The 15,742-nt window shown below is 40.9% G+C and carries 12 protein-coding genes; 11 read left to right on the top strand and 1 reads right to left on the bottom strand.

What is annotated here, in order from left to right; translation table 11 throughout:
- The first annotated feature begins 90 nt into the window (after positions 1–90).
- The 10 genes from DCC39_RS10050 (at position 91) to DCC39_RS10000 (ending at position 11,957) form a co-directional block, all read left to right on the top strand.
- Positions 91–999 carry a fumarylacetoacetate hydrolase family protein gene (locus tag DCC39_RS10050; RefSeq protein ID WP_116554765.1) on the top strand — a complete coding sequence of 303 codons (909 nt, stop codon included), beginning with the start codon at positions 91–93 and terminating at the stop codon, positions 997–999.
- A 98-nt stretch (positions 1,000–1,097) separates the two neighbouring features.
- Positions 1,098–1,871 (top strand): cyclase family protein, encoded by a 774-nt coding sequence (locus DCC39_RS10045; protein WP_116554764.1) that lies wholly within the window; start codon positions 1,098–1,100, stop codon positions 1,869–1,871.
- A 326-nt stretch (positions 1,872–2,197) separates the two neighbouring features.
- A complete protein-coding gene (locus DCC39_RS10040) occupies positions 2,198–3,181 on the top strand; it encodes an RNA-guided endonuclease TnpB family protein (RefSeq protein WP_116554763.1) in 984 nt (327 codons plus the stop codon).
- Between the two features lie 541 nt (positions 3,182–3,722).
- On the top strand, positions 3,723–4,481 hold the full coding sequence (locus DCC39_RS10030; protein WP_116554761.1) for an IclR family transcriptional regulator: 759 nt from the start codon (positions 3,723–3,725) through the stop codon (positions 4,479–4,481).
- A gap of 164 nt (positions 4,482–4,645) precedes the next feature.
- Complete coding sequence (locus DCC39_RS10025) at positions 4,646–5,671, top strand: zinc-dependent alcohol dehydrogenase (RefSeq protein WP_165820832.1); 1,026 nt, start codon at positions 4,646–4,648, stop codon at positions 5,669–5,671.
- A 49-nt stretch (positions 5,672–5,720) separates the two neighbouring features.
- Complete coding sequence (locus tag DCC39_RS10020) at positions 5,721–7,463, top strand: acetolactate synthase catalytic subunit (RefSeq protein ID WP_116554759.1); 1,743 nt, start codon at positions 5,721–5,723, stop codon at positions 7,461–7,463.
- Positions 7,464–7,670: 207 nt separating this feature from the next.
- A complete protein-coding gene (locus tag DCC39_RS10015) occupies positions 7,671–8,888 on the top strand; it encodes an acyl-CoA dehydrogenase (RefSeq protein WP_116554758.1) in 1,218 nt (405 codons plus the stop codon).
- Between the two features lie 23 nt (positions 8,889–8,911).
- A complete protein-coding gene (locus DCC39_RS10010) occupies positions 8,912–9,661 on the top strand; it encodes an SDR family NAD(P)-dependent oxidoreductase (protein ID WP_116554757.1) in 750 nt (249 codons plus the stop codon).
- 150 nt (positions 9,662–9,811) lie between these two features.
- A complete protein-coding gene (locus tag DCC39_RS10005) occupies positions 9,812–10,219 on the top strand; it encodes a VOC family protein (protein ID WP_165820831.1) in 408 nt (135 codons plus the stop codon).
- 148 nt (positions 10,220–10,367) lie between these two features.
- Positions 10,368–11,957: an ABC transporter substrate-binding protein gene (locus DCC39_RS10000; RefSeq protein WP_116554755.1), complete on the top strand. Its 1,590-nt coding sequence runs from the start codon at positions 10,368–10,370 to the stop codon at positions 11,955–11,957.
- 160 nt (positions 11,958–12,117) lie between these two features.
- Here the strand turns inward: DCC39_RS10000 and DCC39_RS09995 are convergent, their stop codons facing one another.
- Positions 12,118–13,656 (bottom strand): acyl-CoA carboxylase subunit beta, encoded by a 1,539-nt coding sequence (locus DCC39_RS09995; RefSeq protein WP_116554754.1) that lies wholly within the window; start codon positions 13,654–13,656, stop codon positions 12,118–12,120.
- Between the two features lie 706 nt (positions 13,657–14,362).
- On the opposite strand from DCC39_RS09995, the gene DCC39_RS09990 reads away from it, so the two are divergent.
- Positions 14,363–15,742, top strand: coding sequence for an MFS transporter (locus DCC39_RS09990; protein ID WP_116554769.1), 1,380 nt, complete (start codon positions 14,363–14,365; stop codon positions 15,740–15,742).

Genomic DNA, 15,742 nt, shown 5'->3' with positions numbered 1-15,742 from the left:
TTTTGTGTTTAACCGCGTAATATCAACTGAAAAACAAGTTTTTACAAAGAAACTTTTGACAATACGTTACATTTGACAGGGGTTGATAATATGAAATTTGTTACATTTAAGAATCCCAAAGGGGAAACTAGAGCTGGTTTATTGGTAAATGACGGTGTTGTAGATATGAACACAGCAAGCAATGGTGAGTTACCAAGCGACCTTTTGGAATATTTGAAAAGCACAGAAGAGTATTTACCTTTAGTTGAAAGATTGAACCTATTAGAGAAGAAACCTGATTTTACTCTTGAAGAAGTTCGATTGCAAGCCCCTTTGTTAAATCCGCCTAGTTTTAGAGACTTTATGGCTTTTGAAAAACATGTCTCAAATTCGAGGATAAAGACGAACTCTTCGGTTCCTGAAGAATGGTATCAAATTCCTGTATTTTATTTTTCGAATCATCATGCAATTGTTGGTCCAGATGCACCTATTAAAGTTCCTAATAAAACGAGATGTCTTGATTTTGAGCTGGAAATCGCATGTATTATAGGGAAACAAGGTACAAACATTCGTGCGGATGAAGCAGATGATTACATTTTTGGTTTCACCATTTTAAATGACTGGTCCGCGCGCGATTTACAAATGCAAGAAATGAGGGTAGGTTTAGGACCCGCAAAAGGAAAGGACTTTGCCACATCTATCGGACCCTATATTATTACGAAGGACGAAATTGAGAAATTCAAAAATGGCAAAGGTTATGATTTGAAAATGACTGCAAAAGTAAATGGAAAGCAGTATACTTCCGGGAATTGGAATGAGATACATTATAGTTTTGGCGAGATGATTGAACGAGCTTCTGACGGCGTTACTTTATATCCTGGGGATATTATCGGTTCAGGCACAGTAGGATGGGGCTGTATTGGAGAATTGCCTGCGGAAAAACAACGTTGGTTGCAGCCAGGTGATGTTGTAGAGCTGGAAGTAGAACGCCTAGGTATCTTAAAAAATCAAATTGTATAAGCGAGACTTTTATTATAGGGAATCTAACGAATGTAGCGACGTGACAAATTGAATGCGGTTTCAACAACTTTTGACGTTATTAAAAAGGATGTGTGGATATGAGCAGAACAGGATTGCGTATCATCGATTTAAGTGTCCCTATGGACATTCATTCTAAAGAACCAACACCACCGGAAATTACTTATGTTAACCATGAACAAGGGGTAATAGGCGCTGCAGCTGCTTTCGGTGTAGGGCCAGAAGATTTCCCGGAAAAAAAAGCTTGGGCAGTTGAAACGGTTAGTTTGAGTACACATACGGGCACTCATGTTGACGCTCCTTGGCATTATTGGCCTACTTCCGAAGGAAAACCTGCACGTAAAATTGATGAAATGCCATTAGAGTGGTTTTATGGGGATGGTGTTGTGTTGGATTTTACAGATAAGCCCGCTGGATATGAAATTTCATCTAATGATATTCAAGAAAAGCTAAAAGAGATGAATTATCAATTGAAGCCTTACGATATTGTCATGATCAGATGTGATGCAGATAAAAAGTTATATGACGAAGATTATGCTCTAAGTCACGTTGGAGCTTCAGCTGAAGCAACACGTTGGCTTATTGACCAAGGAATTAAAGTAATGGGCACAGATGGATGGGGCTGGGATATTCCTTTTAATTTCCAAACTGCTGACTATAAGAAAAATCCGCGTCCAGGAGTGTTATGGGCTGCCCACTTTGTAGGTAAGGAAAAAGAATATTGTCAAATAGAGAAGCTTGCTAATCTAGACAAATTGCTGACTCCCTACGGATTTAAGGTCGCTGTTTTTCCTATAAAAATTAAAGGTGCAAGTGCCGGATGGGCTCGTCCGGTTGCAATTATACAAGATTAATAGAAATGCGGTAACATATTCCAAAGTAACTGTGTTTTTGCCAATTGTCTTATTAATTAATTTACGATCATTCGGCGAGAACGCCCTTCATTTCAATGAGGGGCGTTCTCGCCTTATTTTTTTGTATTTGCCTTAAATCACTTGCATGTCCGTTTTCTTTTCTATATAATAAAAAAACAGAAACATACGTTCCGTTTAAAGGGGGTGAAAAAATGGCAACCGTCACCTATTTGGTCAAATTAAAGAAACCTTCAAAAAGGAAACACAAAGCGTGGCTGCATGAACAAAAAACGTTTGTTCATTGCCTGAACGATTGAGTCAACCGCTTGTTGAATGGCGAGAAACTAACCTCCAAGAATGTTCCTTTCCCTTTAAAGAGCACCATCAAAAATGAAGCGATTCGCCGAGCAAAGAAAGCCGTTTCTGACTATAAGAAGGAAGCAGCGAAATCCATCCCCGTTTTTAAAGCAGACACCCCCATTAGCATCAACAACCAAAACTGGGATACACAATGTAAAAGAGGTCACTGGTATATTGGCTTCACAACGAGTGCGGGAAAAAAGTATCTGCCTGTTCACGAGGCGGATTGGGTAAATACCTATTTCCCGTATCTAACAAAACCGAATCGAAACTTTCGCGGTACGATCCAACTCCTTCGCAGGAGGCGAAACTGGTATGTGGCGATCCCCATTGAAATCTCCTGTGACATTCAACAATCATCACAAAACAAAGAAACACAACGTACCCCCATTGGTATTGACCTTGGCTTAAGGCATATTGCGGTTATAATGGAATTGCAATCAGGAAAGCGGCAATGGTTCAGTGGAAAAGAAGTCGGTTACATCAGGCGCCATTTCAGATCCTTGAGACGTTCTCTAGGTAAAAAGAAAGCACAGCGTGCAATCGAACAAATCGGGAATAAAGAAAGGCGTTGGATGACGGACTACAACCGCAAATTAGCCCATGACATCATCACATTTTGCTTGCAATTTGACCAACCTATGATTCAAATGGAGCAGCTCGAAAACATCCGAAAAACGTGTAAAACAACGAAACAAGTAGATAGGACCATTCACTCCTGGCCTTTTTATCAATTGAAAATGTTCATTAAACAAAAGGCAGCCAAACATAACATTCCAGTCATAGATATCAATCCCTACAAGACAAGCCAAACTTGTTTTCATTGCGGGTATGCGGATAAAAGGAATCGCCATAAGAGCAAATTCCATTGCAAACAATGTGAATATGTTTGTCATGCCGATTTAAATGCGGCAAAAAACATCGCAAGAAGCACGAGCCTGGCGGTGTAGTTCAATAGAACGATAGACCAGGTGCCTGCAAGGTATAATCCTATGCAGGAGGGTCGTTGTGGCACGACCTTTAGCTGTCATAATGAAGACAGGTCAGAAATGGAACAACGGGCACGAATATCTCTTCATCCGTGCCTCTGTCGGAGTGAGCAGCTACCGAAATTTCACAAGGAAGCTCTCCATTTCAATGGAGAGAGGATGTCACAGTAGGGGTGAGGTAAAATTAGCGCGAAAGCAGTATAGTTTCCAACGAAGAAAGCATCATCACTTTATCAATGGATAAAAGAACTTGGGTTTAATAGCTATGATGAACTATACAAAGCTTCGATCCGGGACATTACATGGTTTTGGGGGGAAGCAGAAAAGAGGGCTGGCATCGAATAGTTTCAGCCCTATCATCAAGTAGTGGATCTTAGTAAAGGAAAGGCATGGCCTTCCTTTTGATGGATACACCTCATTTTTTAATTTGCAATCCTCCAATAGTCTGAATTATATTAGTATAAATTAAGATGACTTTTTATAAGGGGATTGAAATAAAGAAATGAGAGATAAGTCTATTATTCAATCAATTGAAAAGGCAGCCGTTATATTAAAACTTTTTAATAAAGACGAGCCGATGCTAACGCTGCATGATATTCATATTAAAGCTGGATATACAAAAACAACAGCCATGCGATTTTGCAACACGCTTTGCAAAATTGGTTTTTTAGAGAAAGTCTATGTTGGAAAGATTCCATACTATCGTTTAGGCATAGAACTATTTACGATTGGCAGCCAAGTTATGCACGCAATTGATTTGCCAAGCCGGGCAAAGAAGTATTTGACTGATATATCAAATAAACTGGGAGATAACTCTTATTTATTCATTGAGCGCAACAATCAGGCATATTGTATTGAAACTGTGAAAGGAGAGTATTTTATCCAAGCAAATACAACACATATTGGAGATGTGCTTCCGCTTAATCGCGGTGGAGGCCCGCTAGCAATACTTGCTTATATGGAATCCGAAAGACAAGCTGAAGTTTTTGAGCTGCTTAAATTAAGCAAAGAAAAAACAGAGGCGTTGAAAAACAGGTTAGTTCGGATTAGAGAAAAAGGATATTCGTTTAGCAGTAATGAGACATATCAGAATACGGCTGCAATTGGCGTCCCTATATTCAATCATTTAGGTTCAGTTGTTGCTGCTTTTAGCGTTGGCGGTATTGAACAGAGGTTTAGCAATGAACGTTTCCCAGAAATCGTCAAAATTACGAAAGAAGCAGCGAATAACCTCTCAAGAGAAATGGGACTGCAAAAATAAAGACACAGCATATAGCTATAATAGCAATGTGCTGTGTTTTTTATTTTAAATATTCTAAAAAGTTAATTGACAAACCTTATTTAGTCGCTTTATTATTAACTTATACCAAATGGCGTTTACTTATTCCGCAATCCGCAATCTTTTTAGAGAAGGAGGATGGCTTTATGAAAGCGATTTATATGGATAGCCCAAAAGCGTATGATATGTCATTAAAGCACACTGATGAACTAGAACCAGGACCAAATGAAGTTATTGTAAAGGTGAATGCAGCAGGGATTTGTGGCACTGATTTGAAAATTTACCAAGGGAAATATCCCAATATTAAATGGCCGATTATTCTCGGGCACGAATTTAGTGGACAAGTCGCGGCGGTAGGAGAAGGTGTAGAGGGATTGCCTGTCAGCACAAATGTGACAGCACGACCAGGTATCTCACATTGTGGAAGGTGTAGGATGTGCATTGAGGGTAAAACGAATGTATGCAGTGAAAAGAATCGTCTTGGCTTCGAGCAAAATGGTGCATTTGCCGAATATGTAAGGGTTCATAAAGATCAAATTCATATTCTTCCTAAGGAGATTGACTTAACAACTGCTGCGATGATTGAACCGCTTGCAGTGGTCGTTCATGCCCTTCGTTCTATTACGATTAAGCCATCGGATGTTGTGCTTGTCATCGGACCCGGCCCAATCGGATTAATCGCGTTGTTACTAAGTAAAGCGAACGGTGCGACTGTTGCGATTTCCGGGCTTTCAAAAGATCAGAAAAAACTTACGTTAGCTCGGGAGCTGGGCGCAGATTTGATAATTGATGCGGAAAAGGAAAACGATGAAAAGACATTGTTGGAGTTGACGAATGGGGATGGTCCAGATATCGTGCTTGAATGCACCGGAACGGCTGGCGGTGTTAATAAAGGATTAGAGCTAAGCAGAACGGGCGGCACTTATGTCCAAATCGGAACTTGGAGCCACCCTTTAACGGTTGATTTTATGAAAATTGCTTATAAGGAAATTACAGTAAAAGGTTCATACGGCCATACGAAACTTGACTGGCGGGATAGCATCCGGCTGCTTCAGTCAGGACGTATTGATCTTACCCCATTAATTCAAGGCATTTATTTAATGGATGAATGGGAAAAAGCCTTTAAAGATGCAGAGTCTGGAGAAAAAGCAAAAATACTTATAAAACCATGATGAGTTGAAGGCTGCAAGCTGCAAGCTCATAAAAAGGAGGAAGGGTAAGATGGCGAATCAAACAGCCAATCAAACGGAAACAATGACAAATGTGGAAACTGCAACAAACGCAGAACGAATTGCGCTCGCTCTCAAACGAAATGGTGTGAAATATTTGTTTGGACAAAGCAATCCTCCAACAGTGACATTGGCGTGTATGGACGTCGGAATCAGGCAAATTGGATATAGGCAGGAAAATGCCGGTTCCTATATGGCTCAAGCATATGCCATGTGTTCAGGGACAGTACCTGTCGTTACAGCTCAAAATGGGCCAGCGGCAACTTTATTAGTGCCAGGTTTGGCGGAATGCTTGAAAGCTTCTCATCCAGTTGTAGCTCTCGTTGATGAGATCCAAAGAAATCATGAGGAACGAAATGCGTTTCAAGAGATCGATCATTTTCAACTATTTTCCGGAGTAGCCAAATGGGTTAAAAAAATTCCAACAGAAGATCGAATTGAAGACTATGTTGACATGGCTTTCAAGGCCGCAGCGAGCGGAAGACCGGGTCCGGCTGTTCTTCTTTGCCCAAAAGATATAACGCTTGACACGAAAAAATACCCGATTAGAAAAGTAAGAAAAGCAAACCTTGGATATTATCCATTAGATCGAACGACTGCAGATCCAGAAAAAATGAAAGAAGCGGCTAAATTGCTTGCAAATGCAGAATGCCCCATTATTTATGCTGGAGGTGGCGTTATTTCTTCCGGTGCAATAGAAGAACTCCGCCAAATCCAGGAAGAATGCGCAGTTCCAGTCGCAACGACAACAATGGGAAAAGGTTCTGTCGATGAAGAACATCCTTTAACGATTGGACCAATTGGCTATTACATGGGAAAAAGGGGTGCCACGAAATTTTTAAAACCAATGGTCCAGCGTGCCGATGTTGTATTGCTGGTGGGGAATCGAACAAACCAGAATGGCACTGACTCATGGACGTTGCTACCTGAAGATGCAACATATATTCATATTGATGTTGATCCGATGGAAATTGGAAGAAATTATGAGTCTTTAAGGTTGGTAGGTGATGCAAAGTTAACATTGGCAGCTTTGAAGGAAGCTCTTATTCATCATAATTTGCATCATAGAATTCAAAATCGTGCTTTAATCGAGGCAGAAATAGCAAAAGCCAGAGCTGCACATCTTGAAGAAGCAGACAGCGCGAAAACTTCAGACCAATCCCCAATTCGAATGGAACGTTTTTTAACGGAACTTGATGAGCAATTAGCTGAAGATCATATTATTGTAGCGGATGCCAGCCTTTCATCTGTATGGCTTGCGAACTACATAAAAGCAAAGGGAACGAGAAAATTTGTCTTTCCAAGGGGTATAGCCGGCTTAGGATGGGGATTGCCAATGGCAATGGGAGCAAAAATCGCAAAGCCTGAGAAAAAAGTTTTTTGCCTCGCTGGTGACGGAGGGTTCGCACACGTATGGAGTGAACTGGAAACTTGCAAACGTGAAGAGATAAACGTTGTGATCGCCGTTATTAATAATGAAATTTTAGCTTATCAAAAGCTCGCGGAACAGTCGAAATGGGGAAGAAGCACGAATGCTTGTGATTTAACTGCTGTCGATCATGCGAAGATTGCGGAAGCGTGTGGCGTTAAAGGGATTAGGGTTGAATCGCCAAATGAAATCAAAGGAGCGCTTAAAGAGGCTTTTGCAACAGAAGGCCCTGTCGTCATTGATTTGTTAGTCGATCCGAATTGCATTCCTCCACTTCCTCCGATGACGAGCCTTGAAAGTGTTTAAATGCCTATAGAATTGAAAACTGTATGTGGCAGGAAACCCAGTCTAGTATCGAGCATTAAAAATTCATTTTTAAAAAATTTGGAATACTCAATTGATAACGTTTTCATTTAATAGTATTATTTATATATACCATAAGGTGCCAAATGGTTCCGGAATGCGTAATTCTGGGTCTGGCGGTTTAAAAATAAATGAAGGAGAGGAAAAAATATGTATTTTGAGTACAGTGACAAAGTGAAAGATTTACAAAAACGAGTGACAGAGTTTTTGGAAGAGAATGTCTATCCTAATGAAAAAACGTATCAAGATCAATTGAATGAAGGGGAAAGCCGCTGGATTGTCCCTTCGATTATGGAAGAATTGAAAGAAAAGGCAAAAAAAGCTGGCTTGTGGAATTTATTTTTGCCTGAAAGTGAGTACGGAGCAGGGTTAACAAATTTGGAATATGCTCCTTTGGCAGAAATTATGGGCCGCTCGCCAATTGGTTCTGAAGTCTTTAACTGCAGCGCACCTGATACGGGAAATATGGAAGTGCTTGTCCGCTATGGTACAGAAGAGCAAAAGGAAAAATGGCTAATGCCGCTCCTTAATGGAGAAATACGTTCAGCCTTTTTAATGACTGAGCCTGACGTTGCTTCATCGGATGCGACGAACATTCAATTAAGCATTGTAAGAGATGGGGATGAATATGTCATCAATGGCCGCAAATGGTGGTCTTCCGGTGCAATGGATCCTCGTTGCAAAATTGCGATTGTTATGGGAAAAACGAATCCAGACGCACCGCGACATCAGCAACAATCCCAAATTCTTGTGCCGCTTGACACAGAGGGCATTACGATTAAGCGTTATTTACCGGTATTCGGCTATGATGATGCCCCTCATGGCCATGCGGAAGTTGAACTAAAAGACGTAAGGGTGCCTGTTTCAAATGTTATTTTAGGTGAGGGCAGAGGATTTGAAATTGCACAAGGGCGTTTAGGGCCTGGTCGAATCCATCATTGCATGAGAACGATCGGTGTAGCCGAACGGGCACTAGAATTGATGATTGACCGGATTCAAAGTCGGACAACATTTGGCAAACTGCTTGCTGATCAAGGCGTTATTCGCGAATGGATTGCCGATTCAAGAATGGAAATTGAACAAGCCCGATTATTAACACTAAAAGCAGCTTATATGATGGATACAGTCGGAAATAAAGTAGCGAAAAAAGAAATCGCCATGATCAAAGTTATTGCTCCAAATATGGCACTAAAAGTGGTTGACCGTGCAATTCAGGCATTTGGAGCGGCTGGCGTAAGTGGAGATACACCGCTTGCGAAAATGTACGCCGGATTACGTACATTAAGGCTTGCTGACGGGCCGGATGAGGTCCATCGCAATGCGATTGCGAAACAAGAGCTAAAAGAGAACCCTGTTCTACAAAAATAAATCATGCAGGAAAAGGTGAGTATATGCGTTTAGAAGGTAAAACGGCAATCATTACCGGGGGAGGCAGTGGCATCGGCAGAGCCACAGCAATCCTGTTCGTAAAAGAAGGCGCAAAAGTCATGATTGCAGATATAAATGAAGAAACAGGCCAAGAAACTGTAAAACTGATTCAAGACAACGGGGGAGTCGCTGAATTTCAAAAAGTCGATGTTACAATTCCAGAAGATATAGAGAGGCTTGTTAAGACAACTGTCGATTCGTTTGGAAAGCTTGACATTATGGTTAACAACGCAGGGATAGGGCATGCCGAAGCAAAAATTCCTGATGTACCCGTAGAAGATTGGGATCGTGTTGTCGACGTCTGTATGAAAAGCGTATTTCTTGGAATGAAATATGCCATACCTGAAATGCTTGAAAACGGCGGTTCGATAATTAATACGGCAAGTGTGGCCGGAATTAAAGGGCAAAAGCTTCAAGCAGGATATACCGCTGCAAAAAACGGGGTCATCGCTGTTACGAAAAGCACGGCATTAGAATTCGGGAAACACAACATTCGCGTAAATGCCATCGCACCTGGAGTGATCGATACAGCCATTGTGACCGAATGGAAAAAGACAAAGAAATGGCCAGTCTTATCAACGGCCAACGCTTTAAGAAGAATTGGCCAGCCTGATGAAGTTGCTAACGCGATGCTATTTTTAGCTTCAGACGAAGCATCATTTATCACGGGGACAACGCTAGTTGTTGACGGAGGAACACTCTTGGGCAAATAGGCTTTGATCTCGCCAAAAATTTTATAATTGATGAACTAGCGATTGAGCAGATAACGGTTGTTCAATCGCTAATCAATTTTTTAATGATTCTTTAATATGTGAGGAGTAATAATCTCGATTTTTATATTTATAACGAAAGAGGGTTTAAAGGTGAGTAAAGTAACGCAAGTACCCTATCTCGCGATTGCTGTGAAAGATCTTGAAAAAGCATCACGTTTCTTCGAAGAAAAATTTGGTGGGGTCGTTTCAGAAATCGGGGGTGTACCTTCGGAAGGGTATAGAGACATTGTTGTCCAAGTCGGCGATTTTCATTTGTATCTTATGGAGCCAACCTCTGAAGAGAGTGTGATTGCAAAGTATATCGCAAACCATGGAGAAGGTATTCATCATGTTTGTTTCTGTTATCCCGATTATAAAGAGGCTGTTGCACAACTTAGGCAAGAAAATTTAAACATCCTCGACAGAACGAATTTTTCATTCATTCATCCAAAAGATGCATACGGCGTTCTTATTGAATTGGCACCCGAAAACAATGAGCCAAGAGCCCAAAAAAATTAAAATAATGAACGAAAAAAAGGGAGAATAGCTAAAAGCGAATCTCGCTATGCAAATTTAAAAATATTGTATAAATTTAAAAAATAATACAATATAATAAAAGGCAATTGGGAAAGCGCTTTCAAATAAAAGAATTGGGGGGATCGCAGCTATGAATCAAAAGAGTACTTCATTTATTGTAAAGATACTGTTCTTATTCACATTCGCTTTACTGATCGCCGGATGTTCCTCAAACTCCGGTTCGGGGGAAGCTACGTCCCAATCAAAAGAGGGATCCACGAAGGAAGCTAATAAATCAGAAGAGGGAGCTCCTAAACAGGGCGGCGAAGTGACGATTGCGTACTATACGGATGCTTCAAATTATGATCCGATAAAAGGAAGTAGTGGCAGTGACCACGCGTTATTGTGGCCAATCTATGATACGTTAATTTCATTCAACGCAGAGCTTGAACCGCAGCCTGGTTTGGCGGAATCATGGGAATACACCGATGACAAAACATTGGAGCTTCATCTTAGAGAAGGGGTAACTTTCCATGACGGCACCGAATTTGATGCGGAAGCAGTCAAATTTAATATTGAGCGGAATAATTCGGATGAGTCGAATGTTTCTGACCTTGAAAATATTGATAGTGTCGAAGTTGTCGATGACTTAACGGTTAAGCTGCATTTAAAACGACCGGATTCCTCTCTTTTGCTGTCTCTTTCCGATCGGGGTGGTATGATGGTCTCCCCTACGGCAGTGAAGGGAGATGGAGAAGACTTTTCACAAAATCCAATAGGAGCCGGGCCTTTCAAGAGAGTGTCACATACACCAAACGGAGAAGTCGTATATGAGAAATATGAAGATTATTGGAAAGACGGTGAGCCGTATCTGGATAAGATAACGGTTAAAATCATCGCGGACGAAAATACAAGAATTAATGCTTTAAAATCTGGGGAAGTCGATTATGCGGAATCCATTTCGTCGAGCAATGTTCAGAATCTGAAAAATGATGCAAATATCGTACTGAAAGATGTCCTTCCTGTTCGTTTTCGCTTGATCTATATCAATACTTCCATGCCACCATTTGACAATAAAAACGTAAGACAAGCTGTCCTTCACGGCATTGACAGGGAAGCGATTATCCAAGGAATAAACTTCGGTGCAGGCGAAGGAGCGACGCAAGTGTTCCCGAAAGAATACTGGGCATCGGATCCAAATATGGAGATCGAATACGAGCCGGAAAAATCTAAACAGCTTCTGGAAGAAGCCGGTGTGGAGAATGTTTCATTTACAATGGTGACGAACGCGCTTGCCCAAGATACGAAAATTGCGGACGCGATAAAAGGCCAGTTAAAGGAAATTGGAATTAACGTAGAAGTTCAACCAATGGAAGTGAACAAAGCTACCGCAACGTATTTCTCTGAAAAGAAAGTACCGGCCCTTTTCTCGGCGTGGACAGGTCGCCCGGATCCACAGATGACGGTCAATTATTTGTTTAACCAAGACACATTCTTTAACACTGGTGGGAAGACGACCGATGAAATCGCATCGCTGATTTCTGAAGCGGCATCCACATATGAACAGGAAGATCGCCCAGCGCTTTATCAGGAAATCAGCAAGAAAGCGATTCTTGAAGAAGCGATTGCTATCCCTGTGATTTTTGAGCCGATTACCGAGGCAATGAACCCAAAAGTCAAAGGTTTTGAGCCTAACCGGATTGGAAAGCCAATATTCTCAACGATTTGGATGGAAGAATAATAAGGTGAAACAGCTAGTCTGCACGGTGTAACGACATCAGAAGTGATAAGGAATAGCCAAAAAGAAAAAACTGGCTGTAAGAGCTTTCTAACAGCTAGTTTTTCTTATTTAAGCAATATCAGCATATGAAAATTCCAAAGAGATTTAACATAGTAATTATTTAAAACCCTGTCGGCCAATTTGCGAGACGCCGTTCACCTCTTGAGCCGTTTTTGGCGCATGCATAATCAAGCGTTTGAGATAAGAATTTCCTTGTGTCTCTAGGATCAATAATGTCATCAATGAAATGTTTTCCGGCAGCTTTATAAGGTGAGCTGTCAAAACCCCATAATTTGAGTAATTCCAATCTTTCTTCTTTTGGATTTTCTGCATGTTCAAGCTGGCGTCCGAAGACGACGTTGATCCCAACTTCTGGGCCCGTAAAATTAATTTCAGCTGTCGGCCAAGCAACGACGAAATCAGCACCCATTGTTGGTCCAGCCATATTAGCATAGGCGGCGCCAATGCTTTTTCGAATGACAACTGAAATCTTTGGCACAGTTGATTGTGCAAGAGCTTGCAGCCAAACCATAATTTTAGTCGGCATTTTTAATTTTTCTGCATCACTTGATACACGAAAGCCTGGAATATCATGCAAGAATATTAATGGAATATGGTATGAGTCACAAAGGCAAATGAAATCGGTTGCTTTGTCGCATTCTTTTGCACCTGCAGCCCCGGCAAATTTCATCGGTTGATTAGCAATGATCCCGACAACCCTGCCGTTAATACGGGCTAAAGCAGTTACGAGCGCTTCGCCGTAAAGCGGTTTTAGTTCAAAATATTTTCCATCATCGACAATTTCTCTAATGACTTTTTTCATGTTATAAGCCCTTGTCCGTTTTGTTGGCACGAGATCAATGACTTTATCGAGTCTTCTGTATGGATCATCGCTCGTTTCTTTAAAAGGTGGCTCTTCATTTGCATTCGATGGCATATAGCTAAAAAATTGCTTCAATTCTTCAATGCTTTCATCTTCATTGTCTGTAAAGCGATCGACCTGGCCGGTGTAATCGGCATGAATCTTCCAGCCGCCAAGCTCTTCATTCGAGATTTTTTCTCCTGTGGCGACTTCAAGCATGCGAGGGCCTGCCACTGCCATAGTAGAGCCTTTCACTTGTGTGACAAAGTCTGAGGAGGCGGCAGTCCAGGTGGGCCCACCAAAGCTGTCTCCCAAAATGGCAGTCATCATTGGGACTGTCCGATGGTGAGTTAAAAGCTCATTGGGAAAGAGCAACTGGCTAAATTGGTCGGAACCCATGCCGTCAGGCATACGGAGTCCGCCGCCTTCCTTTAGATTGAGCATCGGCAGGCCGCGTTTGATGGCATAGCTGTGAATGGCCTTTGACTTTCGCATATAGACCATTCCTTCAGTTCCGGCAAAAACCGTTTTGTCAGCAGCCTGAACAACGACATGCCTTCCATCGACTTTTGCAAGTCCTGTAATAATGCCATCCCCGGCACTCTTTTCTTCAGTTCCCGGTTGATCGGAATGAGCTAACATTCCAAGTTCTACAAACGAATCCTTATCGATTAATTTTTCAATCCGTTCTCTAGCGGTATAGAATCCATTTTCGCGTTGGCGTGCGAGTTTGTCCGCACCGCCTCCAAGTTTTGCTTTTTCTTTCTTCTTCAAAAGTTCTTCTATTTCTTTTTCCACCTGTTTATCTCCCCTGTTCTTTATATTCTTATCCCTATTTATTCGCTTTATAATGATAGAAAGCCTTTTCTACTATTTTAATATATAAAATATTCATAGTGAAGGAAGCTTTGTTTATGACTGAGTCAAGCTTTTGTGGGAGGTTTCCTGTAGATATCGGGGAAACTCTCTTTTATAGGCAATTTGACAGCGCTTATAGCCCTTGTTTCTTCACGTTTTAGACGACTCTTTGTCTTTTAAGAACCTTGTAATCCTTTTAGGGGGAGGGATATTGGCTTCTTCGCATATTTTGTATAAGCAATATTATTTATCGTTGCTTCTCCTGCTATTTTCTTTATGAAAATAGGAATGACTAACATCTTATGAATCACCAATAAAATTTTGTGTACTAGCCACGAAATATAGCCATAAGTTTAAATTAGAGGTACGGGAAAAAGCAAGTAGTTTCAAGAATACATTAATGACGATAAGTAGCTCTGATAAATCAGCGGAACTGGAAACGGATCGCATTGGGGGGATAGAAGAAAACATCAATGCATTAGATGAATCATTAAGTGGAAGGACATAGGAAAATTCTTTCGAAATGGTGGAGATAGTTAATCTTACTTAAAGGAGAGATGTTTTGTGCAAAGGGTTATGCCTTCTAGTAGTCAACGAACAGGTGTCATCTCAATCTGCAAAAATTCAAGAGTCAGGAGACAAGGTTATGCAAACTAGCTTAAATCACTATTCTCAAAATAATGAAATTCATAAAGACATACCTGGCCGTAAAGAAATAATCGGCTATGGACTGGGTGATTTTGGGTATGTTTTGATTTGGACTCTAGTTGCTTCCTTCCTAACCTATTTTTATACGGATGTTGCTGGTATAGCCGCAGGAGCCGTTGGTACCCTCATGCTTTTTGTTCGTCTATGGGATGGGGTAAGCGATATCGGTATGGGTATATTAGTCGATCGTACGAATTCAAAGCACGGCAAAGCTCGTCCTTATCTCATTTGGATGCCCATTCCATTAGCCATTACGACAGTCTTCTTATTCACGGTACCGGATGTTGGTATGACCGGTAAAATCACTTACGCAGCGATAACCTATAGTTTATTTATTTTGCTGTATACGGCTGTATCGATTCCATTTAAAACCTTGCTCGGAATGATGACTCAAGAACAGCATACTAGATCAATGATTGGGATCGTTGGGGCCTTTTTTATACAAAGTTCAGCCCTTCTCGTGAATATGATTACGGAACCGATGGCAAGCGGTATAGGTGGACAGCTAGGTTGGGTTATGACCGGTACTTTGTTTGGTGTGCTAGCGGTTGTAACGCTATACATCACTTTTCGGACTACAAAAGAAAGAGTTGGATTCGTTCCTACAGCTAAACAGGAGGAAAAAGTAAAGTTAAGTTCAGGCGTGAAAGCCTTATTCAAAAATAAATATTGGATGATTATCACACTTTTTTGCATTAGTTATTATACTCTATTAGGTTTTGTCGGGGCAGAACTATATTTTGCAAAATATATACTTGGAAATGCCAGCTATTTTTCAATCATCAGTCTGGTGAAGGCGGTTCCAGGAATCCTTGCTATATTTTTCATGGCACCGATCGTTAAAAAAATCGGCAAGCGTAATATGGTGCTTATCGGTATATTATCCATCATACTTTCTACGTTCATTAAGTATTTGGACCCGACAAGCCTTAATTATTTTCTCATTGGTAGTGCATTTAACGGTTTTGGAAAAGGGATATTCGGAGCCATGCTGTATGCTTTGATTAATGATACCGTTGAATATGGTGAATGGAAATCAAAGGTAAGAACAGGTGGCTTAGTGAACAGTGCTGCGAGTTTCGGTATGAAAGTTGGAACGGGGTTAGGAACAGCAATCGTAGGTTGGTTACTAGCCTTTGGAGGATATGTCGGTAATCTATCACAACAGTCTGATACAGCTTTACAAATGATTTTATATTTGAATATACATATCCCTTTTTTGATAGCTATCATCATGTTTTTGTTAATGTGGTTGTATAAACTTGATAAAATATACCCTCAAATTGTTGAGGAACTTCAACGGCGAAAAAATGAATAG

Origin of the sequence: Pueribacillus theae (assembly GCF_003097615.1) — a bacterium.
GTDB classification, from domain to species: domain Bacteria; phylum Bacillota; class Bacilli; order Bacillales; family UBA6769; genus Pueribacillus; species Pueribacillus theae.
The sequence above is the reverse complement of the archived record's forward strand: the minus strand, read 5'-3'. Positions and strand labels throughout refer to the sequence as shown.